Source organism: Bacillus sp. SSR7 (genome assembly GCF_055902415.1).
In genome coordinates, this window is record NZ_JBVVXV010000007.1 from 86,348 (window position 1) to 109,404 (window position 23,057).

The 23,057-nt window shown below is 35.0% G+C and carries 16 protein-coding genes and 4 pseudogenes; 16 read left to right on the top strand and 4 right to left on the bottom strand.

Annotated elements, in window-relative coordinates:
* The first annotated feature begins 97 nt into the window (after positions 1-97).
* Both sasP and AC0NJG_RS14915 read left to right on the top strand, forming a co-directional pair.
* Positions 98-310, top strand: a complete 213-nt coding sequence (gene sasP, locus AC0NJG_RS14910) for a small acid-soluble spore protein, SasP family (protein WP_000002833.1) — start codon at positions 98-100, stop codon at positions 308-310.
* Positions 311-602: 292 nt separating this feature from the next.
* Complete coding sequence (locus AC0NJG_RS14915) at positions 603-1,118, top strand: DUF3231 family protein (RefSeq protein WP_474063190.1); 516 nt, start codon at positions 603-605, stop codon at positions 1,116-1,118.
* A 35-nt stretch (positions 1,119-1,153) separates the two neighbouring features.
* On the opposite strand, the gene AC0NJG_RS14920 is transcribed toward AC0NJG_RS14915, so the two are convergent.
* Complete coding sequence (locus tag AC0NJG_RS14920) at positions 1,154-1,630, bottom strand: YndM family protein (RefSeq protein WP_000680658.1); 477 nt, start codon at positions 1,628-1,630, stop codon at positions 1,154-1,156.
* A 305-nt stretch (positions 1,631-1,935) separates the two neighbouring features.
* On the bottom strand, positions 1,936-2,793 hold the full coding sequence (locus AC0NJG_RS14925; RefSeq protein WP_087953214.1) for an MBL fold metallo-hydrolase: 858 nt from the start codon (positions 2,791-2,793) through the stop codon (positions 1,936-1,938).
* 252 nt (positions 2,794-3,045) lie between these two features.
* On the opposite strand from AC0NJG_RS14925, the pseudogene AC0NJG_RS14930 reads away from it, so the two are divergent.
* From AC0NJG_RS14930 to AC0NJG_RS14940, 3 genes and pseudogenes are all read left to right on the top strand, one after another.
* A pseudogene (locus AC0NJG_RS14930) lies at positions 3,046-4,248 on the top strand (macrolide family glycosyltransferase).
* A gap of 151 nt (positions 4,249-4,399) precedes the next feature.
* Positions 4,400-7,006 carry a phosphoenolpyruvate synthase gene (gene ppsA / locus AC0NJG_RS14935; protein WP_087953216.1) on the top strand — a complete coding sequence of 869 codons (2,607 nt, stop codon included), beginning with the start codon at positions 4,400-4,402 and terminating at the stop codon, positions 7,004-7,006.
* Positions 7,007-7,300: 294 nt separating this feature from the next.
* Positions 7,301-9,688, top strand: a complete 2,388-nt coding sequence (locus AC0NJG_RS14940; RefSeq protein ID WP_474063191.1) for an immune inhibitor A domain-containing protein — start codon at positions 7,301-7,303, stop codon at positions 9,686-9,688.
* A 104-nt stretch (positions 9,689-9,792) separates the two neighbouring features.
* Here AC0NJG_RS14940 and AC0NJG_RS14945 read toward each other — a convergent pair whose 3' ends face one another.
* The gene (locus AC0NJG_RS14945; RefSeq protein WP_071725902.1) at positions 9,793-10,410 is read right to left on the bottom strand and encodes a TetR/AcrR family transcriptional regulator; all 618 of its coding nucleotides are present in this window, start codon (positions 10,408-10,410) and stop codon (positions 9,793-9,795) included.
* A gap of 171 nt (positions 10,411-10,581) precedes the next feature.
* Here AC0NJG_RS14945 and AC0NJG_RS14950 point away from each other — a divergent pair.
* From AC0NJG_RS14950 to AC0NJG_RS14970, 5 genes and pseudogenes are all read left to right on the top strand, one after another.
* A pseudogene (locus AC0NJG_RS14950) lies at positions 10,582-11,761 on the top strand (YhgE/Pip domain-containing protein).
* Positions 11,762-11,921: 160 nt separating this feature from the next.
* On the top strand, positions 11,922-12,356 hold the full coding sequence (locus tag AC0NJG_RS14955; protein ID WP_087953220.1) for a ferritin-like domain-containing protein: 435 nt from the start codon (positions 11,922-11,924) through the stop codon (positions 12,354-12,356).
* A 131-nt stretch (positions 12,357-12,487) separates the two neighbouring features.
* Positions 12,488-12,953: pseudogene (locus AC0NJG_RS14960) on the top strand (DUF2691 family protein).
* 26 nt (positions 12,954-12,979) lie between these two features.
* Positions 12,980-13,498 (top strand): GNAT family N-acetyltransferase, encoded by a 519-nt coding sequence (locus tag AC0NJG_RS14965; protein WP_087953221.1) that lies wholly within the window; start codon positions 12,980-12,982, stop codon positions 13,496-13,498.
* Positions 13,499-13,862, top strand: a pseudogene (locus tag AC0NJG_RS14970) (hypothetical protein).
* Between the two features lie 51 nt (positions 13,863-13,913).
* On the opposite strand, the gene AC0NJG_RS14975 reads toward AC0NJG_RS14970, so the two are convergent.
* Complete coding sequence (locus tag AC0NJG_RS14975) at positions 13,914-15,728, bottom strand: S-layer homology domain-containing protein (RefSeq protein WP_087953222.1); 1,815 nt, start codon at positions 15,726-15,728, stop codon at positions 13,914-13,916.
* Positions 15,729-15,969: 241 nt separating this feature from the next.
* On the opposite strand from AC0NJG_RS14975, the gene AC0NJG_RS14980 reads away from it, so the two are divergent.
* From AC0NJG_RS14980 to AC0NJG_RS15005, 6 genes are all read left to right on the top strand, one after another.
* The gene (locus AC0NJG_RS14980; protein WP_087953223.1) at positions 15,970-17,298 is read left to right on the top strand and encodes a YjiH family protein; all 1,329 of its coding nucleotides are present in this window, start codon (positions 15,970-15,972) and stop codon (positions 17,296-17,298) included.
* Positions 17,299-18,031: 733 nt separating this feature from the next.
* Positions 18,032-18,619, top strand: a complete 588-nt coding sequence (locus AC0NJG_RS14985; RefSeq protein ID WP_087953224.1) for a GNAT family N-acetyltransferase — start codon at positions 18,032-18,034, stop codon at positions 18,617-18,619.
* 330 nt (positions 18,620-18,949) lie between these two features.
* Positions 18,950-19,582, top strand: a complete 633-nt coding sequence (locus AC0NJG_RS14990) for a YdcF family protein (protein WP_000662223.1) — start codon at positions 18,950-18,952, stop codon at positions 19,580-19,582.
* Between the two features lie 152 nt (positions 19,583-19,734).
* Positions 19,735-20,883, top strand: a complete 1,149-nt coding sequence (locus AC0NJG_RS14995; RefSeq protein ID WP_087953225.1) for an acyl-CoA dehydrogenase family protein — start codon at positions 19,735-19,737, stop codon at positions 20,881-20,883.
* A 168-nt stretch (positions 20,884-21,051) separates the two neighbouring features.
* On the top strand, positions 21,052-22,182 hold the full coding sequence (gene spoIIP, locus AC0NJG_RS15000; protein ID WP_087953226.1) for a stage II sporulation protein P: 1,131 nt from the start codon (positions 21,052-21,054) through the stop codon (positions 22,180-22,182).
* A gap of 194 nt (positions 22,183-22,376) precedes the next feature.
* The gene (locus AC0NJG_RS15005) at positions 22,377-23,054 is read left to right on the top strand and encodes a copper homeostasis protein CutC (protein WP_087953227.1); all 678 of its coding nucleotides are present in this window, start codon (positions 22,377-22,379) and stop codon (positions 23,052-23,054) included.
* Positions 23,055-23,057: the final 3 nt, after the last annotated feature.

A 23,057-nucleotide genomic window follows, 5' to 3' on the forward strand; every position in this document is an offset into this window, starting at 1 on the left:
AAGAAATTCAATATTTATTCATAAACTAATTACCATAAAAAGGATAATTATTATTTCATAATCTGTAGCATATTAAAAACATCGGAGGTGAAATAATATGGCAAACAATAATAGTGGAAATCGTAATGAATTGTTAGTTCGAGGTGCTGAACAGGCTCTTGATCAAATGAAATATGAAATTGCACAAGAGTTTGGTGTACAACTTGGTGCAGATACAACAGCTCGTTCAAACGGATCTGTTGGTGGTGAAATTACAAAACGTTTAGTAGCAATGGCTGAACAACAACTTGGTGGTAGAGCTAATCGCTAAGAGAATTAGTGTAAAATGTGGCAGATATGTAAATCAATTTCTTTTGTATATGTATAAAAATAAAACCCTTATATTAAACGGATTCTCACTCAAAGATTATTGATAATCTTCTCTCATAATCTTTGAGTATTTAATTTGTAAACTACTTTCCTAAACAATAAACACACAGTGTTGGAAAGGTGTTTTCATGCATAGTAGAAAATCTTTTGCAGGAAAAAACATACTTAAACATTTGATTTCAATATTGAAATCAATATTCATTATGATATTTTCGAAAGGGAGGAATTTAAAAATGGGTATATTAAGTGGAAATCCTCAAAATGAACCGTTACATTACGGAGAAGTATTTGATATTTGGAGTTATCTTCTTGCTGCACAGGGTGCGGTTGCAAGCCATCAAGTATTTATGAATCACACAGGTGATGAAGATTTGAAGAAGTTTTTAGAAGGCTTAATTGAAAATGATATGAATTCAGAAATAGAAGAGTTAAAAACTCTTTTAAAGGTGAATGGCGTAGCTTTACCGCCTGCTCCTCCAGAACGACCAGTAGCATCTATTGAAGACATTCCTCCAGGAGCGCGTATTAATGATGTGGAAATTGCAGCAGCTGTTGCTGCAGGGCTAGCAGCTGGTCTTGTGACATGTAGTCAAGTAATGGGAAAATGCCTTCGAGAAGATGTAGGAATGCTATTTGGACAATTTCATATGAAAAAAGCGCAAGCAGGTGTAACGTTGCTGCGTTTAAGTAAGAAAAAAGGATGGGTAGTACCACCTCCGTTACATGTGAAAAACTCTGATCAAGCTTAATAAACAAAAATAAAAAAGTGGCATTGGCCACTTTTTTATTTTTTAGATGTATCCTCAAGCTTGGATTTATTTATTGTAGAAGAATCTATATATTCATCTGACATTTCCATAGCATAGTTATCATGCTGAATATGATTATGATTTCTTAATGTATTCTCGTTACGCAGTACTAACCTCTTCATATAAATGTGGAAGAAAATTTCTGTTCCACCAATAATTAAAGCAGCTATAAATGAAGAAAGTCCAATATTACGAGTAGCATCTAAATTAGTAAACAAGGATGTTAGTAACCAAATTCCAAAGAAACTTAAGCCGACATCTGCTATTGTAGCAATCATATTTCCGTATTTAGGTAAAATGAAGAGATCCCCGATTAAATAGGCAGCTCCTGTAAGAAAAAGAGAAATTAGTAATACTCTAGGAATTGAAATGCCTTTAAAGATACTAAGTATGATTAGTAATACTGCAGTTATCGCTGTGTATTTAATTAATAAAGCAACAATATGTTTCATCCTTTTCCTCCATTGTTTAAACGTATATGGAATAAAATATTTCATTAAAAACGGGTTATGCTTTTATATAGCGTAACCCGTTTTAATCACTCTTTAATGGGAAGAGGTACAAGCTGGGTAAGAAGCAGGCTTATACTATGGATAGTATTTGCGGAATATCGAGTTTTATTCACAAAGGGTAGGTCTATCCTTATAATAGAGATGTTGCCTAAGTACAGTGTTTTTTACTAAACTTAATAATTTTTTCTATTTTGATTTTGAAGTATATTTTAATTATTTAATATTAGAACCAAAGTTTTTTTTGCTTAATGTGCCTTTTTATCTACATATTTTCCGTAATCAGGTACAGCAATTTTATCAAATTCTTGAACGAGTGTGTTGAGGCTTGTTGATAGCAATTCACCTGACATTGGTATCCCATGTCCAGTAATAGCGACTAGAGGCTTTAATTTCTCTAGCTTAATAACTGACTCTTTAGCGGCTTTCCAGTCTGTTGTTAAATAGCGAGGTGGTCCGCTTATCTCCTGTTCCTGAGTAATTACTTTATATAAATATTCCTGTTTCACTGTAACAAAAGCGTCCCCAGCAATTAAAGTTCGGTCTTTTTCTCGGAATAATGAAATATGCCCTGGAGTATGTCCTGGTGTATGAACCCATCTAAACTCTGGCATATGAGGAACGGTTCCATCTGCAGGTAATACTTTTACGCTATTTTCTAAATCAATCGGTTTGTTAGGGAACAGAGGCGACATTTTCGCTACCATACCACCTTCAACTGTTGGATCTGGTTCAGGATAGCTTTGTTGTCCAGTCAGGAAAGGTATTTCCATTGGATGTGCATAGACTGGAACATCCCAATACTTGATGAGTTCAATTATTCCCCCAACATGATCAAAATGCCCATGAGTTAAAATAATTGCTTTTGGGCGACTATTTGTACCAAATCGCTTCTCAGTGACAGAGATAATTTCATTTGCACATTTAGGCATTCCAGCATCAACTAAAACAAAATCATTGGTATGCGGATGTCCAACAAAACAAATGTTGACGATTTGAATCGTGTAACAAAATAAATCAGGCAATACTTCGAGGCCATGACCACTTTCAATTGAAGTTGCTGGAATAAACTTATAATCACTTCCGTAATTCATTTCATTGTCCACTTTTTCTCCTCCTTAACTTATTCCAATATGACATTATAGTTCCCTAATTTTGAAAATCCATTTTGGGGGATGGCGTTTTATCCCGCTTTAATGGGCAGTAAGACCCCCACTGATTAAAGTTTCACTTTACAGTATACTGACTTTGTTTCTTACTCGTTTATTACATTTACTATCACAAGTGCCCTTATTAAAATGAGGAGAGAAATGTACTTGATTATAGGAAGTTTTTAATTTAAGAGGAGGAACTATCATATGGCAACGGTACTAATGTTTAATTTTCCAGGGGAAGGACATGTGAACCCAACTCTTGCACTTATTGAAGAATTAGTAAAAAGAGGGGAAGAGGTTGTTTATTATTGTGTAGAGGAGTATAAGGAGAAAATTGAAAAAACAGGAGCTTTGTTTCGTCCATATGAAAATTTTTTAGCAAAAGTATACATGTTGAAAAGGATGAATGGAGAAATAGATCCCTCTGAACTATTATTACATATGGTAAAATCTATGGATAAAATAATAAAGATTGTTATAAAAGAGTAGAAAGAAGAAAAGTATGATTACGTAATATATGATAACAATTTTGCAGTAGGATGGATCATAGCTGAAGCATTACACTTACCTAAAATCTCTTCATGTACAACATTTGCAGTTACGAAAAAGTTATTTAACGCATTGATGAACAATCATAATGAAGGAGACAAAAAATCACCTCTTTATCAAGAAGTTACGCATATTTTAGAAGAGTGGCAAAAGGTATATGGCTTTTCTATGAATGAAAAGAAAAACGTAATGACTTGTGCTGGAAATATTACTATCGTATATACGTCTGAATTTTTCCAACCTGATGTGGAGGAATTGGATGATTCTTATATCTTTGTTGGACCCTCTATTACATCACGGAAAGATATGCAAGAAATTACTTTTAAACAGAAGGAAGAAGAGAAACTCATTTATATTTCTATGGGAACTGTATTTAATCAACAGGTGGATTTTTATTACATATGTTTTGAAGCATTTAAAAATTTTCCTGCTAACATCATATTGTCCGTAGGAAAACATATTGACATCAACCAATTGAAAAATATCCCATCTAATTTCAAAGTTTATAATTATGTGCCTCAGTTAGAGGTATTGAAACAGGCTAATCTTTTTATTACACATGGGGGAATGAATAGTTCTAGTGAAAGCTTATATTTTGGTGTTCCTATGATCGTTATCCCAGTTATGGGAGATTAACCGATAGTGGCCCAAAGAATAGAAGATTTAAAAGCTGGCATACAATTAAATCTAAAAAATCTTACTCCAATGACATTACATAATGCAGTAATGGAAGTATTATCGAATGATGTATACTTAGAAAATAGTCATAAAATCAAATGTACTTTAAAAAATGCTGGTGGATATATTAAAGCCGCTGAAACAATAGAACTATTTAAGTTGAAGACGGGTATTAAATAAGATGCCCCAGTTGCCAAACACAGCAGCTGGGGCATCTTATTATTTCTTCCTAACTTAATTATACCACGTAAATAAAGTTCAAAATAGACTGTTTCTTCTCATTTACTCCTGCTACAATCAAGAACACATGCAAAGTAAGGAGAGATGTCATATGAGTTCTTTCGTTCTCGATTTTCAGGAAATAGAAAAGGTGCAGCTTTCACTCGTCGGTGGAAAAGGTTTCAATTTAGGTGCGTTATCCAACATTCAAGGAATACAAGTGCCAGAAGGATTTTGTGTTACAACGGTAGGATATGAAAAAGCCATCGAGCAAAATGAAGAGCTTCAAACTTTATTGCAGCAGCTAACCAAGTTGAAAAAGGAAGAGCGAGCTCAAATTGGTGAAATAAGTACGAAGATTAGAGAAGTTATTATGGCAGTAGAAATCCCTTCTGATGTAGTGGAAGCGGTAACTCATTATCTCTCACGTTTTGGAAATGAATATGCGTATGCCGTGCGTTCTAGTGCTACGGCTGAAGATTTACCGTATGCCTCATTTGCTGGTCAACAAGATACGTATTTAAATGTTATCGGAGAAAACGCAATTTTACAGCATGTAAGAAAGTGCTGGGCTTCTTTATTTACAGAGCGAGCAGTTATGTACCGCATGCAAAATGGTTTTGAACATAATCAAGTTTCTATATGTGTGGTCGTTCAAAAAATGGTTTTCCCTGAGGCTTCGGGCATTTTATTTACGGCTGATCCGGTTACTTCTAACCGAAAGGTGCTATCAATTGATGCAAGTTTTGGACTTGGTGAGGCGTTAGTATCAGGACTGGTTTCTGCCGATAATTATAAAGTAAAAGAAGGCGAAATTACTGAAGCGATGATAGCGACTAAAAAAGTAGCTATTTATGCTGTAAAAGAGGGCGGAACAGAGACGAAACAGATTAATCCGGCACAGCAAAAGCTTCAAACATTGTCTGAACAACAAATTTTACAACTAGCAAGTATCGGAAGGCAGATTGAAGCTTATTTTGGCTGTCCGCAAGATATTGAATGGTGTTTAGTTGATGATACATTTTATATTGTCCAAAGTCGTCCCATTACGACGTTATATCCAATCCCTGAAGAAAATGATGGGGAAAATCATGTATATATATCAGTTGGTCACCAACAAATGATGACCGATGCGATGAAACCACTAGGGTTATCTTTTTTCCTGTTAACGACTAATGCCCCTATGCGTAAAGCGGGAGGAAGGCTATTTGTGGATGCTACACAAAGATTGGCTTCACCTGCTAGCAGGGATTACCTAATAAATACGTTAGGAAAATCAGATCCGCTTATAAGAGATGCATTAACGACTGTAGTCGAGCGAGATAATTTTATTACATTGTTACCAGATGAAGAAACGGAAAAGAGTGCTAGTAAAAGTAAGCCACCAGTAAGTTCGCAACCAGAAATTGAAAGTGATCCAGCAATCGTTACGGAATTAATACAGAATAGTGAAGCATCACTTGAAGAGTTAAAACAAAATATGCAACTGAAATCAGGAGTGGACATACTTGATTTTATTTTGGAAGATATCCAGCAATTAAAGAAAGTATTGTTTAATCCGCAAAGTATAGCAGTTATTATGGCAGGTATGAATGCTTCAACATGGATCAATGAAAAAATGGAGCAATGGCTGGGCGAAAAGAATGCAGCGGACACCCTTTCTCAATCGGTGCAAAATAATATTACGTCGGAAATGGGTTTAGCATTAATGGAAGTTGCTGATGTGATTCGGCCGTACGAAGAAGTTATTGCGTATTTACAACATGTAGAAAATGATAGCTTTTTAGATGAATTCGTTCAGTTTAAAGGCGGGGAAAAAGCTCGAGAGGCAATAGATGCTTTTCTAAATAAATACGGAATGAGATGTAGTGGCGAAATCGACATTACGAAAACGCGCTGGAGTGAGAAGCCAACAACCATTATCCCGATGATTTTAAATAATATAAGAGATTTTGAATATGGTGCAAGTAAACGGAAATTTGAAGAAGGACTGCAAGAAGCTTTGAAAAAAGAAGAAGAGTTAGTAGATCGATTGCAGCAATTGCCGGATGGAAAACAAAAAGTAGAAGAAACGAAGCGAATGATTCGCAATATCCGTAATTTTATCGGCTATCGTGAATATCCAAAATACGGTATGATTAATCGTTATTTCATATATAAGCAAGCGTTACTGAAAGAAGCTGAGCAACTTGTGCAGAGCGGTGTCATTCATGAAGTTGATGATATATACTATCTAACTTTTGAAGAGCTTCACGAAGTTGTTCGCACGAAGAAACTAAATTATGAGCTTATTCATAAACAAAAAAATGATTATAAATTATACGAAAAACTAACGCCTCCTCGTATAATGACGTCTGATGGAGAAATCATTACAGGTAAATATAAACGAGAAAACCTCCCAGCTGACGCGATTGCAGGTCTGCCTGTTTCTTCTGGATTAGTTGAGGGGAGAGCTCGCGTTATTTTAAACATGGAAGATGCGAATTTAGAAGAGGGAGATATATTAGTTACAGCTTTTACTGACCCTGGCTGGACACCATTATTTGTATCTATAAAAGGATTAGTTACTGAAGTCGGCGGACTTATGACGCACGGAGCAGTGATTGCACGTGAATATGGATTACCAGCAGTTGTTGGGGTAGAAAACGCTACGAAATTAATAAAAGATGGGCAACGGATACGGGTACATGGAACAGAAGGGTATATTGAAGTGTTGTAGTTGTATTTTAGATAAATAAAGAAATCGTCCACTAAATATAGTGGACGATTTCTTTATGATTTTAATTGAAACGGAAGACCGAAATAAAAAGGAGCATATGATATACAGAGATTTTAATAGTTTTATCAACTTTCATCAATATTTCCTGAAACATTGATGAATCAGAATGTATGTTCATCTAAAATAAAGGATTTTTTCAAAAATATTACAAATAAAGATAATATATTGTTAATTATCTGAATTTTCTATAATATATAAACGTTGTATCGTATTTAATATTGGGGAGGAATAGGGATGAAGAAAAAGCCTTTTAAAGTGCTGTCTACGTTTGCGGCGGCAGCTGTGCTTAGTTGCACATTTGGGTATGGGGGGCAATCTGCTTATGCGGCAACGCCGTCTAATGCAGGAACTTTAAGTCCAATTGATGAAAATTTAATTCAAGAGGAGCGTTTAGCAGATGCGCTCAAGAAACGCGGTGTAATTAGTGAATCTACGTCGAAAGAAGACACATTAAAAGCTGTTGAAAAATACGTAGAGAAGAAAAAAGGTGAAAATGCTGGAAAAGAACCAGCAGCGGGGGATAGTGTTACGAGAGATGCTGCTGACTTTTTGAAAAAAGTTAAAGATGCAAAAGCAGATGAGAAAGAAAAAGCAGATCAACCTGCTAGTGGCCCGGTAGTTGGACAGGAGCCGGTTAAAGGGGGATTAAACGGCAAAGTACCGACTACTTCAGCGAAGCAAAAACAATATAACGGTGATGTTCGTAAAGATAAAGTTCTTGTATTGCTAGTAGAGTTTGCTGACTTTAAGCATAACAATATTGATCAAGTACCAGGTTATATGTATTCAAATGATTTTAATCCAGAACATTATCAAAAAATGTTATTTGGTAATGAGCCATTTACACTCTTTGATGGTTCAAAAGTACCAACATTTAAACAATATTATGAAGAGCAATCTGGTGGTAGTTATACAGTAGATGGGACAGTAACAAAGTGGTTGACAGTTCCTGGTAATGCGGCGGATTATGGCGCAGATGCAGGAGATGGCGGTCATGATAATATGGGACCAAAAGGACCGCGTGATTTTGTAAAAGAGGCATTAAATGCGGCTGTAGAAAGTGGTATTGATTTATCTGAATTTGACGAATACGATCAATATGACAATAATGGTGATGGCAATAAAAATGAACCAGATGGTCTAATTGATCACTTAATGGTCATTCACGCTGGAGTTGGGCAAGATGGAGGCGGTGGTAGACTAGGTGATGATGCCATTTGGTCACATCGTTGGCACCTTGGAACACCATATCCAATTGAAGGAACAAAAGCAAAAGTTGATAACTGGGGCGGTAAAATGGCAGCATACGACTACACAATTGAGCCAGAAGACGGAGCAGTTGGTGTATTCGCACATGAATTTGGTCATGATTTAGGTCTTCCAGATGAGTATGATACGAAGTACACAGGAGCAGGTGAGCCAATTAACTCTTGGTCTGTTATGAGTGGCGGTAGCTGGGCTGGTAAAATTGCAGGAACAACGCCACCGAGTTTTTCTCCGCAAAACAAAGAGTTCTTTCAAAAGAACATAGGTGGAAACTGGGCCAATATTGTAGAGGTTGACTATAATAAATTAAATCGCGGTATCGGTTATGCGACGTATTTAGATCAAAGTGTAACGAAATCAAATCGTCCTGGTCTGATTCGTGTTAACTTACCAGATAAAGAGGTAAAAGGTATTCAGCCTGCATTCGGTAAGAAGTACTACTATAGTACAAAAGGTGATAATCTTCATACAACATTAGAAACGCCAGTATTTGATTTAACAAATGCAACAAATGCGAAGTTTGATTACAAATCAATGTATGAAATTGAAACGGATTATGATTTTCTTGAAGTACATGCAGTGAAAGAAGATGGTACGAAAACGTTAGTGGATCGAATTGGTGAAAAGAATGTAAAAAATGGTTTAGACACAACAGATGGTAAATGGGTAGATAAGTCTTATGACTTAAGCAAATTCAAAGGTCAAAAAGTAAAACTAGTATTCGAATACATTACAGATGGTGGTTTAGCGCCGACTGGTTTTACTTTTGATAATGCTACATTAACCGTAGATGGAAATGTTGTGTTCTCTGATGATGCAGAAGGTGAAACGAAATTCAAATTAAATGGTTTCGTTGTAGCAGACGGTTTTGATAAGAAGAAGCATAACTACTATTTAGAGTGGAGAAACTATGCTGGTGCTGATCAAGCGTTAAAATATAGCAGTGGTGTACCGTATAATACAGGTCTTCTTGTATGGTATGCAGACTCTAGCTTTACAGATAATTGGGTTGGTTTGCATCCAGGTGAAGGTTTCTTAGGAGTTGTTGACTCTCACCCAGAGGCAATTGTTGGAACGCTAAACGGAAAACCAACTGTTAAAAATAGTACACGATTCCAAATCGCAGATGCTGCGTTCTCATTTAATCAAACGCCAGCATGGAAAGTTGTATCTCCAATACGCGGAACATATGATTACAAAGGATTACCAGGTGTAACGAAGTTTGATGATTCTAAATTGTATATAAATGATTTAATCCCAGATGCAGGACGTAAATTACCGGAATTTGGATTGAAATTTGAAGTGGTTGGACAAGCAGATGATAACTCTGCAGGTGCAGTTCGTTTATATCGTTAATAATGTAGAAGCTGTTGAAGGGAAGTCCCTTCAACAGCTTTTTTTTACAGCAACATAAATTTCAAGTTATTAATAAAATAATAGAAATTACTAAGCGAGCGGGCTTATTTCTTTAAACCAGCTGCATAAAAAGGTCCATGAACGGCAATTGTTGATAAAATACGAGCAATTTCCTCTGGTGTTTCTTTTTGGCCACTATTTAACCATTGCTGGATGACACCAATATGAGCGGATGCCATATAAGAAGTTAAGTATTGGCTTGGAACAAGTAAATTTTCCTTATTAATGAGAGCACCATTCGTATCTTCAAATAGTGTTTTCCACATGAAATCTTTCAGTTTTGTTTGGAAAGATAAGTCTCCTTTCGGGCTAAGTACAGCTTTCATAAAATCACTATTTTCATTTAAAAATTCAAGAATAGAAGTGATAAGTATAAAGGGCATTGTTGGAGAAGGGTTAGATCCAAGGTCAGCAATCACTTCCGGGAATTTCTGTTTGGCAATTTTAGAAAACTCGTACATAATGTCTTCTTGGCATTTCGTCATTAAATCAAATTTATCTTGATAGTGCGCATAGAAAGTACCGCGATTGATGTTTGCTTTCGTTGTAATATCTTTCACTGTAATGGCGTCAAAACCTTTTTCCTCAATTAATTCCACCAATGCATTTCGTATGGCAGTTTTCGTACGAACGACGCGTAAATCTAAATTACTATCACGCAAAGTATGTCCCTCCTAAATTTTAGCCAACACATTTTAAGGATGTGTCTTATAACCGACACATTCACGATTTTTGATTATTGTATACGGTTCAACTCGAACATATAATTCAAAATACAAATAATAAACACGTTGTTGGTTATTATAAATCAAATGATGGGAGGAGAAAAGAAAATGTTTAAAAATAAACTTTTATTATTATCACCAGTTATTGTACTACTTGTTGTGTTTATTTTTTCATTAACATTATTTCCAACCGTTCAACCTCATTTACAATTTGCCAATCGCAATTGTAAATGAGGATCAAGGAGTAGAAATTCCGAATCAACCGAAAATGAACATGGGGCAAACGATTGTTGATAATATGAAAAAGACATCAAAATCAGAGAAAGAACCCGCGGTAAAGTGGGTAGAAGTGAAAAATAAGGAAGCCGTACAAAAAGGTTTAAATAATCAAGAGTATTACGCAGCATTGGTCATTCCGAAAGAATTTAGTACAAAGCAGGCATCACTACGAACACCACAGCCATCTTCGCCACAGGTAGAAATATTTATCAATCAAGGGATGAATACAGCGGCATCAACTATGGCAGGACAAATATTAAATAGTGTAGTTGATAATATGAACAACAATGTTCGTATACAACTATTAGAAGGATGGAAAGCAAAAGGGGCTACATTAACAGCAGATCAAGTTTCAAATGTAGTAACACCGATTACTAAGAAAGTAACAAACGTAAATGAAGTCGGCAAAAATAGTGCAAACGGTAACTCACCAATTTCATTATTCCAGCCGTTATGGATCGCAAGTTTAGCGAGTGCAGCGCTTATCTTTATCGCGATAAGTAAAATGCCAATTCATACAAGAAAAGAAAACTTTGTATTAAAACTAAATCAAATCGTAACAGGCGCAATTGCCGCACTTGTTATTGGGTTCGGTCTTACGTGGATTGCGGATAGCATGGTAGGACTGAATATTTCAAATTTCACCGATACGGCCTTATTTTTATCCATTACATCGTTTAGTTTCTTCTTAATGATATCGGCCGTACTTTCATTAATTGGATTAAAGGGAATCGGTTTATTCGCACTCTTACTATTCTTCAGTGCACCGTTATTATCATTAGCACCTGAAATGCTGTCTCCATTTTATCAAGATTGGGTTTATTCATGGTTACCAATGCGATTTATGATTGAAGGACTTAGAGAAATATTCTTTTTCGGAAAAGGATTAAGCTGGAGTACACCCCTTACTGTGCTCGTTTGTATTGGTGCGGTAAGTATATTTATTATGTTAGCGACTGCTTTCAAACGTAGTGCAATAAAGGAACATAAAATAGAATTAAACGCTTAGAAAAAAGAACGTTTCACTCGTAGTGAAGCGTTCTTTTTGTGGTGAAATGATTATTAGTCTATAGGGAAATGAAGAGTTCGTATTTGCGGTTTATTTTGTATACATGCTCCTACTATTTCAAATTGCATAAAGTGTTATGTGAAACAATGGAGGGGATAAGATGTATAGTTCGAATTATTATGATTCGTATAGGCAAAATGATAAGTTGATTCGTGATATTGAGAAAGCAATTAACGGAGAGTTTAGTGCTATAAATTGTTATGCGAAATTAGCCAACATGGCTCCCAATGCGGCGGAACGAAATCAAATTCTTGAAATTCGTAACGATGAGATAAAGCATTTTCATCAGTTTGTACAGATTTATACAAATTTAACTGGTCAGCAGCCAAAACCAAAAATTACAGAAGAATGTCCGAATACGTACTTACAAGGATTAGAATTCGCCATACAAGATGAGCAGAAGACAGTGGATTTTTACTTAGAAATTGCAGATGAGACATCGGATGCACATTTGAAAGAGTTACTGCGTAGAATAGCTGCCGATGAACAAAATCATGCGGTGTGGTTTTTATATTATTTTGTGAAGACGAAGTGAATGCTTAAGGAATTAAAACCGTTTCACTAGTAGTGGGACGGTTTTTGTGATGAAATACTTATATATAGTAGCTGAATTTCGTATATAATGTATGAAACAAAAATGGAAACAAATATGTTAGGAGTAAACATATGAAAAGAGGAATCTTTGTAGAAATTCCAAATGAATATAATAATTTACTTTGGAAAGTATTAAAGCCAATTCATATTCCTTCATATGATTGGTGGGTAGGGAGTGAGTGAGGAGTCATACTTAGTAGCACGTGGTGGATTGGATGAAGCGTTATTTCCAGAAGAACCAAGTGTAATGGAAGGATCGGATTTGAACAGGTTATTTAAAGACAACGTATATTATCTTATTTTTGCAGATTTAAAAGCATATCCCAAAGGAGAAATAGTACTAGATATTGAAACATATGAAGAGTTTATGGAAAGTAAGTGTGAGATAGTCGTATTAGTAGCAGATGGCGATTACATACAAATTTATGCGAAAGATCAAAAAGTGATTGAATTGATGTATGAAAATGCACTCAATCAAGGTTTTTATGTTGAATATGTTACAGACGAAAATGATGGTAGAACACGTTTGTCAGTATAGTAGTAAATTGAAAGGGGAACGGCAGTATGGAGAGAAACACCATAACGAAAGAATACACAATTCGAACCGCTACTGAAGAGGAAAGCGATAACATTATCACTCTATTAAAAGAGGTAGCGCAGTGGCTACAACATAAAGAAGTAGATCAGTGGCAGTATCTGTTAGGCGGAGAGGCTACGGCTGAAATACTAGAAGGTATAAGAGAGAAATATACATATGTAGTTACGAAAGAAGATGAAATTATCGGTACAGTTACAGTATCTCCTAAACAAAATGAATGGGATGAATATATTTTTGGTAAAGAAGAAGTTTCAAATTCATTATATATTCATAGATTTGCGGTGAACCGGAAGTATAAGGGGAACGAAATCGGAGAATGGATGTTACGGTGGATAGAAGAGAATGTACAACATGACAAAGAGTTTTTAAAACTAGATTGTGTAGGGCATAATCGCATATTGAATGATTTTTATAAGAGAAATGGTTTTGAATATGTTGGCAGTACAGATGGACTTAGTAAGTTTCAAAAGAAAAGGGGAGAGTAAATGAATCAAATTGATACTGGTTTAGTTAAAAGATTAATAGGGGGAACAGTTTCCTGAATGGACACATTTAGAGGTGAAACCTGTAAAGTTTAGTGGGCATGATAACAGAACATTTCACTTAGGGGATGAGATGAGTGTAAGATTGCCAAGTGATGCAGCGATGTCATGGACGTTTTTTGATAAAAGTAGTAGAAAGATATGTAAAGAAGTACTACAAATAGATGAAGAAACGTGGAATAGAGCGAGAGGATGGGCACTTTGGAAGGTGTTAATTACATATGATGCGAATAAGAGTAGTAATAAGATAGTGGCAGAAGAATCGTATCGTGTCATTCAAGTAATTGTGGATGATTATGGACAGTAATAGAAAAAGCCTATTTTGAATCATACGATCAAAATAGGCTTTTTTATATGATTAATCGATACTTAAAGCTTTTTTACCCATTTGATTATAACTGTGCTCAAATCGGGATTTTACCATTGGCTGGTCTTTTTTACCGTCTAATGGGTCATTATAATAAATGTTACGATCATCTACACCAGTTATGATAATAGTATGTGCATTTCTGTATCCATTTACGGTTTTTCCTTGAGGTGTTTTCCAAGTTTGTTCTAGTTGTGGAGCAGTTATTTTGTTTCCTACCCACGCTACAACTGGTTTACCATTACGTACATAGCTTTCTAATACAGAGAAATCCTGTCCTGTTAAATCTGTACCTCTTGCATGTTTATCAAGTAATTGTTTCAATGGTGCCGGGTTAATAGAGTAACCCAATCTTTTTCCTGTTACGTCACCAACGAATCCGATGTCTGGATCACCCCAAACTGTAATTTTTCCGCCTTCTTCCATCTGATATCTCGTTGTATCAAATGGCATTTGATTAGCAAAGTCTACTTTATTTAATGAACGTCCTGTATAGTATTCTAAAAGCATTTGTAGTGAAACAACTGCACTTCCTTTTTGTAGTTCGGGCAATTGATTAATGGCAGGAACATTTAAGAGGAGCTTTGGACGTAAGAGATAAGACATGTTTATCCATTTTGGTCCTTTATCTGTACGAATTTGTACCCATCCGTCATCTCCCATAGCTAATTCTTCGATGCCGCCTTGTGGAGCATACTTTCCAGATATTTTAGAAGAAAAATTAGGGCTATCGTAAGCGAAAAATGTTCGTGGTATGTATGTTAGTTCTTTTCCTTCACCCTCTTTTAAATATGGATTCATCCATTGAAGCCCTTCACTAGTGCGAATTTTTAACCAGATGCTATTTTCTTCAACAACTGTTACAGTTTGAGGGGGATATTTACCAACCACGTATCCTGTTCTTGACGGTCTATCAAAGGTAACAAAGTTTTTATCAATGTATACTTGTTTCTCTTTTAATGGTGTCCACTTTAACCCATGATCCGTCGCAATTTTGATCCAGCCGTTTTCAGATTCATCGAATACAGTAACGGTTTGTGGTGCATATTCAGCAAGTATACCTGAATGAAGAGAGGTTTCAGGATAAATAAAATAATGTTGTTTCATAGTAACTTGCTTTAATTTAATTTCTTTATCTTTCGATTGGTCTGTGCGAGCAACTAAACTTGCAGCTTCTGCACGGGTAATCGTGTTATCTGGATACCAATGACTACCACCATAGCCCAGTGAAATACCAAGAGCAACAAGAAGATTAGCCGATTTTTCACTCCAATGTCCTTTTAAATCTCGGAATACAGTAGGTAGTTTTTCAGTGGCTTTTTTGTCTAAGTTATATGCATGAACAAGCATAGAGGCCATAGCAGCTCTTGTTAGCTTTCCAGAAGGTTCGAAATTTCCATTACCGACGCCTTTAATAATCCCAGCTTTTTCAACTGCAGCAATATAAGGAGTAGCCCAATGTTCTTGAGAATCTTTAAATGATGGCTTTGCTGAAGCGTCTATTTGTAAGTTTAATATTTTTGCCATGATAATTGCGGCTGAAGCTCTATCAATTTCAAGATTAGGTCCAAATGTACCGTCTGGTAAGCCAGATAAGACTTTTTTCTTTACTAAATAATCAACGGACGGCTTTGCCCAGCCAATAACATCAGGAAATTGATAGTAGTAATCGTCTTCGTCTTCGTAATTCTCCAATTGCGCATTATTTTTTTGTGTTACAGTTTCACTCACAGCGAAAGAACTAGATGGAGCGATGATAGCACCAAATAGCAACGCACTTGCCATAGTTATTTTTATTGTTTTCAAATTTCCATTCTCCTTCTATTTTTATGTGGGATAATTTAAAGAGTAAATTGAAAAAAGAAATAATTTAGTTACAAAATGTATGTTTGAAATGAGCATATGTAACATGTATGAAAGATATTATATGATAATTTTTGGTGACTGACAATAAAAATGTAAGATTATTGCTTGTGTAATTTTCAAATGAAAAGAAGGGATTTAATATAATTATACAGAATATTTAGATAATAGGAGGTGTCGAATTTTGAGTGAAATTGAATTAAAAAGGAATGTAATTAAGACAGGGAGTGAGAAGAGCATCATTTTTCGGTTTATACTTGCTAGTCTCGTTGGGGTGTTTATGTTTTTCGTACCGGTTACGATAAACGATGCTTCTTCCATAATGATTGATCATATCGTGTCGTGGATTAGAGCTTCGGTTCCAAGCGTAGTACCTTATTACGCACTACTCGTTATGATAGTGGGTGCGATTTATCCGTTTTATACGAAGAAATGGAAGGCATCTATTGTAGATATTTGTTTTTCGATTTTAAAAGTAGTTGGCGTCGTTTTCGGTGTATTATATTGTTTGAAAGTAGGGCCAGCTTGGTTCTTTGCACCAGATGTAGGGCCGTTTTTGTATGAGAAACTAGTCATATCGGTGAGTTTACTCGTTCCGATTGGTTCGGCTTTTTTAGCATTATTAGTTGGATATGGATTGCTTGAATTTATCGGTACGTTTTGCCGTCCAATTATGAGACCGTTATGGAAAACACCAGGACGATCAGCAATTGATGCGGTTGCTTCCTTTGTGGGGAGTTATTCTTTGGCTTTATTAATTACGAATCGCGTGTATAAAGAAGGAAAGTATACGACAAAAGAAGCAGCTATTATCGCTACAGGCTTTTCTACAGTATCCGCAACATTTATGATCATCATCGCAAAAACATTAGACATTATGCATGTATGGAATGTTTATTTTTGGACGACTCTCGTTGTAACATTCATCGTAACTGCTATCACCGTAAGACTCCCGCCCCTTAGTAGAAAACCAGATACATATGTAACGGAAGAAGGGTTCCCAGAGCCTGTTTATAAAGAGAGAATGTTAGAACGCGCTTGGGAAGATGCATTAGAAGTATCAAAAACTGCACCGAGCGTTATGAAAAATATCGCAGTGAACTTAAAAGACGGTTTTATTATGACAATGGGAATTTTACCATCTATTATGTCTGTAGGGTTAATTGGTATCGTCTTAGCGAAGTTCACACCAATATTTGATTGGGTCAGCTATATTTTTTATCCTTTTACATGGGCTTTACAACTGCCAGAAGCAGACTTAGCTGCTAAAGCGGCATCCGTCGGTATTGCAGAAATGTTTTTACCGTCATTATTAGTAGCAAGCGCACCACTTGTGACAAAGTTTGTCATTGCGGTCGTTTCGGTATCATCTATATTGTTTTTCTCAGCTTCCATCCCTTGTATTTTATCGACAGATATTCCGTTAAAAGTATCAGAACTTATTATTCTGTACGTACAAAGAACGATATTAACATTGCTTATCATTACGCCGATTGCTTATTTGTTGCTTTAAAAAGAAAAATATTGTCAAAGTCATTTTAAATTTATAAAGATAGAGTAACGACAAGGGGAAAGGTATAAAAAGTAGAATTAAAAATATTAGTAGTATACATGTGGTAACTGTTACTTTAAAGTTTTAAAAAGATACAACTAAACAAAAGAATCCTTCTGTAAAAGAAAGGATTCTTTTGTTTGTTATTTTTATTTGTTGTTCGTATATGAGGTAATACTTCTTAAGAAAATTCCTAACCCTGCAAAAAAGAATCCTAAACATAATAAGCTGCCTGGCGTTCCCCAAGTGATTTGATCTAGCATTTTTATATCCTCCCATTTACCCCATATTAATTAACTGTAAAACTTTCACCGATTAAAGTTCCACTGTATTATTATATAGTATTTTTTGGTTATCATCCATATTTATCCATGCTATCAAACTGAAAAAGTGATCTATAAATGAAAAACAATAATCTATTTGTAGAAAAAAGAGCGTTTTTGCTGTGCAAATTTTTAAAGAACGCACATTAGACCAGTAGAAAAAGAAAAATTTCAAATGAAACGAAACCAATATAAATGTAGCTTGATACAATGAGATGTAAACGGTATTTGTTAGAGATTTTTGGTTGATTATGATGTGAGAAGTTATTAATAATTGAATGTAAGTGAATTTTAAAATAGGTTTTAATATCTTTATATCTATATAATGAAGTTTTTTTTGTGTGATATAGTAAGAAAAAGGGGGCTTACAAATGGAAATCATTCACGAAAGAGTAAAGTTACGGTTAATGGATAGTGATGATGTCGAAACTTTGTTTTCGATTGTAGAAGGAAATCGGGAAATTTGGGCGTATTTAATCTCTAAAATGGATAGTGTGCAAGATATGCAGCAATATGTTCAAAAAGCGATACAGGGTTATGGAAAAGGTACGCAAATACCTTTCGTTGTAGTGGATCAACAGACGAATACGATTGTAGGGAGTACACGTCTATATAATATTTCAGTGGAAGATAAAACAGTCGAGTTAGGACAAACGTGGTATCATCCAAGTGTGCAACGTACGAGTATAAATACAGAGTGTAAGTATATGCTTCTCCAGTATGCTTTTGAAAAATTGCATATGCTGAGGGTGCAAATTAAGACGGATGCAAGAAATGAAAAAGCACAACGAGCAATTGAAAGGTTAGGAGCCGTAAAAGAGGGCGTGCTTAGAAATGAAAGAAAATTACCGAATGGACATGTGAGAGATGCGGTTGTGTATAGTATTATCGCAAGCGAATGGCCAGTTGTGAAAGCTCGTCTATTAGAAAAATTAGAATTGTATAAAGAAAAGCTATAATTCGTGTTTTGAAAGGTATATTGTTTGTAATACATAAAAAATATACCTTTTTTCTTACAAAATGCTACTTTATTTTAATTCCTTTTGTTTCATCGTTCCCTTCTGAGAAAAAATTCGTTACAATGTAGTTGTATGGTAATAAACTTATGAATTTAAAACATGTAATGAAAACCGCAAATGAAAATGAATTGATAATCCTCAATTTTAAATGAAAACCCTTTTATACATAAATAACAAGTAAAGTTCCTTCTTTTAAATAAACTCAAACAAAACGATTTGATATAAATGTTTTTTTATAGAAGTATGGATGATGTACGGAGGCAATTACAAATGAAAGAAAATAAGAAGAGTAAGAAAAGACGAATCTTTCAAGTATTTTTACTAATGATTTGTTCTGCTATTTTATATGTAAGTTATGCAGCTTACGATATTTGGAGTTATCGTTTTAAAACAGATGATAGCGTGAAAACGGATGCTGGTATCGTACTAGGAGCAGCTTCTTGGAACGGAAAACCATCTCCTGTATTTAAAGAAAGAATTAATCATGCGATTTCCTTATATAAGAACGGAAATATTAAAAAGATTATTTTTACAGGTGGTACAAAGTTCGAGGCAGAGCTTGAGGAAGCGCGTACTGCAAGAGTATATGCAATGAAACAAGGTGTAAAAGAGGAAGATATTTTAATTGAAACAAAATCCCTTTTCACTGAAGAAAATTTAAAGAATGCGAAGGAAGTTGGAATAGAGAACGGAATACGCACATACACGATTGTAAGTGATCCACTTCATATGAAACGAGCAATGAGAATCGCAAAACATATTAATATTGAAGCATATGCTTCACCAACGCCGACATCAGCATATAAAACGTTAGATACAGAAATACCATTCTTCTTTAAAGAATTATTCTCGTATATTGGATATGTAACCTCGTTGCCACTAAAGGCATTGAAGGGGGACTAATAAGAAAAGAACCTATCCTAAAATAGGAACTTTTCTTATTAGTCAAAAACATTGTATTTTTATCGGAATAGTGAAACAATAGAGAGGTAGCTTCATATAATCATAATGACAAAATGAACGGTTTATGAATCGAGCATAAAGGAGATTATAGTATGGCACTCTCATTTGTTGAAACAGAAAAACAATCTTTCATTATTGAACAAATAAATAAATTGATTCCGAATTTCATGGAAAGGGAGCATCGACTAAGTGAATTAGGATCATTTCCGTATGAAAATATAAATGATTTGAAAGATATCGGGTATACGAAATTAACGTTACCGAAGGAATTTGGTGGTAGTGCGATTTCTTTATATGACTTCGTTTTATTTCAAGAAAAAATCGCGGAAGGTTGCGGAGCTACTGCATTATCGATTGGCTGGCATCTTGGTATTGTGAAAGAGCTAGGGGAAAATCGCTCTTGGAATGATGAGATGTTCAAATGGTTTTGCGAAGAAGTGCGTAATGGTGCGCTCTTTAACAGGGCAGCAACAGAACCGAAAACAGGGAGTCCGACGCGTGGCGGTAAACCAGAAACAATAGCGGTTCAACAAGGCGAGAAGTGGGTTATAAATGGAAGGAAAACTTTTACAACAATGGCACCAGTACTTGATTATTTTATTATTTCAGCGAGTATGGAAGGCCAAGAAGAAGTTGGTGAGTTTGTCATTCCAAGAAATACACTCGGTGTATCCATTGAAGAAACGTGGGATAGCGTTGCAATGCGAGGGACTGCTAGTCACGACCTTGTCTTACAAAATGTAGAGTTAGACAACCGCTTTTTTACGGATGTAAAAGGCGGGAAAGTGAAACAAAAGGGTATTGGCTGGTTGCTACATATACCAGCATGTTATTTAGGAATTGCACAATCAGCAAGAAATTATGCAGTTCAGTTTGCGGGATCATACAAACCAAATAGTTTAAACCATTCTATTAGTTTATTACCGAATGTTAGAAGATTAGTTGGAGAATTAGAACTCGAGCTTATGCAAGCTCGCGTCTTTTTATATCAAATTGCGAAAAAATACGATGAGGCAGAAGATAAACTATCACTGCAAGCCGAATTAGCGGCAGTGAAATACGCCGTAACAAATGCGGCAATATCCATAGTGGATAAATCAATGCGCATCGTAGGAGCAAAAAGTTTATCAGAAAAAAATCCGCTTCACCGTTACTATTTAAACGTTAGAGCAGGACTACACAATCCGCCGATGGATGATGCAACACTATCTATGTTGGCGGATGCGGCGTTTCGGTCGTAGTTAAAAATATATTAGTCAAGATTTAGAAGATCCTATTGCAGGATCTTCTTTTTTATAATTGATAGATTTCATATTACTATTTTCAAATTTGAGGTAGTTCTATTAAATTAGTAATCATATTCATTGAAAATTATGCGTAAGAATATAGTAAATGAAGGGAGATATAAAATGAATAAAGTGAAACTAAAAGTATTTAATATAAAGTATGTAATGATATGTATTTTATTCACGATTATATGTATTCTCACTTCATTCTTCATTTCTAGTAATTCAAACGTATTTAAATCGTATTATATTAATCAATTATTAGGAACGAATTCTACTAAAGGTCTTATGTATATGATAGGAAGTGAAAATCGTTATTTTGCAGAAGAATTTCATAAAGAAAAAGGACGAGCGTCTTTGGAATCTTTTTTACTTTCACTTTCTACAAACATTAATGTAAATGACCTCCGCAGTTTATTAACGCGAGAACTTCCAAATATGAATCAATTTTATTCCGAAATATTAATTGCAGGGGAAGGAACAGATTATACGAACATTCCTGAAGAATCAAGCATTCCTTTAGAGAATATTAAAGATAAAGGTACTGCTGTTAAACACCCAAAGAGTGAGAAAGAGAACAACTCAAATACACAAAATAACGGTGAAAATAAAGTTTTTATTTATCATACACATAGTTGGGAGTCGTTTATTCCTCTCATTCCAGGGGCTACTATACCTGATGATGCCTCTAGTACAAATAATGAAGTGAACATTACGTTTGTTGGAAATTATTTAAAACAAAAGTTAGAAGAAAAAGGAATAGGCGTTTCACATGATACGACGAATATGAGAGATTTTCTACGAAATAAAAATTTAAACTGGGCCCAATCTTATAAAGGGTCTCGTCAAATATTACAAGATAAATTAGCACAAGATAAAAATATTATGTTTCCCATTGATCTTCATAGGGATGATGCACGAAAAAATATTACGAAGAAAACGATTAATGGAAAGGATTATGCTCGGCTTTATTTTATTTTAGGACGAGAAAATCCTAACTATGAAAAAAATAAAAAAATAGTAACGGCAATAAATTCATATTTAGATGAGAAGTATTACGGTTTAAGCCGAGGGATTTTTATTAAAGATCGTAAAAGCGGGAATGGAGTATATAATCAAGATCTTTCTCCAAATGCTCTACTTATTGAAATGGGAGGGGTAGATAATACACCAGAAGAACTGTATGCTTCCGTTGACGCATTAGTAGAAGCATTTAGCCACTATTATAATGAAGTAGTTAAGAAAAATAACTAAAATAAAAAAGGAGTGACACCTATTCAGAGTTTCTAGGGGGTTACTCCTTTTTGTAAAATATAAAATCACCAATAGATGTTAGTAGTTAAAAAATCTTTCTTTTCATTCTTCTTTTTATCGTTTTATAGGAGAATACTATGCTTCTTATTTCACCTACTGTATAATAAGAAAAAAGCACGAAAAGAGGTCATCTCATGCTAGAGGTTATTGCAACATGTTTAGAAGATGTGAAACGAATTGAACGAGCTGGTGGGAAGCGAATTGAATTAATTACATCTTATACAGAAGGCGGTTTAACGCCGAGTTATGCATTAATTAAAAAAGCGGTAGAAACAGTACATATACCGATTCACGTTATGATTCGTCCGCATGCGAAGTCTTTTACATATACGGAAGAAGAAATTGAAATGATGAAGGAAGATATTGTAGTTGCTCAGAAATTAGGAGTAGCTGGTGTTGTATTAGGTGTATTAAATGAACGAAATGAAGTGGATGAAAAGAAACTAGCGGATTTATTATCTGTGGTAGACGGGATAAATGTTACATATCACCGTGCAATAGACGACACAGAAAATCCAGTAGAAGCGATGAGAACTTTAAAGAAGTTTCATAAAGTGACTCACGTCTTAACTTCAGGTGGACAAGGAAATATAGTAGAGAATATTCCGGTGCTTACAGAAATGCAAAAGGTAAGTGATGGTCAAATTCAACTTGTTGTTGGAGCTGGCGTGACGAAAGAAAATATAAGGAGATTGCTAGATGAAACTGGAATTTCGCAAGCTCATGTCGGTACAGCGGTAAGAGAAGGAAAATCATGTTTTGCTGACATTGATCTTAATTTAGTACAAGAATTAGTTCGAATCATAAAATAAATG

What these genes read in the sequence shown, in the direction of transcription:
- sasP (WP_000002833.1), top strand. Translation starts at nt 98, where the DNA reads ATGGCAAACAATAATAGTGGAAATCGTAATGAATTGTTAGTTCGAGGT.
- AC0NJG_RS14915 (WP_474063190.1), top strand. Translation starts at nt 603, where the DNA reads ATGGGTATATTAAGTGGAAATCCTCAAAATGAACCGTTACATTACGGA.
- AC0NJG_RS14920 (WP_000680658.1), bottom strand. Translation starts at nt 1,630, where the DNA reads ATGAAACATATTGTTGCTTTATTAATTAAATACACAGCGATAACTGCA.
- ppsA (WP_087953216.1), top strand. Translation starts at nt 4,400, where the DNA reads ATGAGTTCTTTCGTTCTCGATTTTCAGGAAATAGAAAAGGTGCAGCTT.
- AC0NJG_RS14940 (WP_474063191.1), top strand. Translation starts at nt 7,301, where the DNA reads ATGAAGAAAAAGCCTTTTAAAGTGCTGTCTACGTTTGCGGCGGCAGCT.
- AC0NJG_RS14955 (WP_087953220.1), top strand. Translation starts at nt 11,922, where the DNA reads ATGTATAGTTCGAATTATTATGATTCGTATAGGCAAAATGATAAGTTG.
- AC0NJG_RS14965 (WP_087953221.1), top strand. Translation starts at nt 12,980, where the DNA reads ATGGAGAGAAACACCATAACGAAAGAATACACAATTCGAACCGCTACT.
- AC0NJG_RS14985 (WP_087953224.1), top strand. Translation starts at nt 18,032, where the DNA reads ATGGAAATCATTCACGAAAGAGTAAAGTTACGGTTAATGGATAGTGAT.
- AC0NJG_RS14990 (WP_000662223.1), top strand. Translation starts at nt 18,950, where the DNA reads ATGAAAGAAAATAAGAAGAGTAAGAAAAGACGAATCTTTCAAGTATTT.
- AC0NJG_RS14995 (WP_087953225.1), top strand. Translation starts at nt 19,735, where the DNA reads ATGGCACTCTCATTTGTTGAAACAGAAAAACAATCTTTCATTATTGAA.
- spoIIP (WP_087953226.1), top strand. Translation starts at nt 21,052, where the DNA reads ATGAATAAAGTGAAACTAAAAGTATTTAATATAAAGTATGTAATGATA.
- AC0NJG_RS15005 (WP_087953227.1), top strand. Translation starts at nt 22,377, where the DNA reads ATGCTAGAGGTTATTGCAACATGTTTAGAAGATGTGAAACGAATTGAA.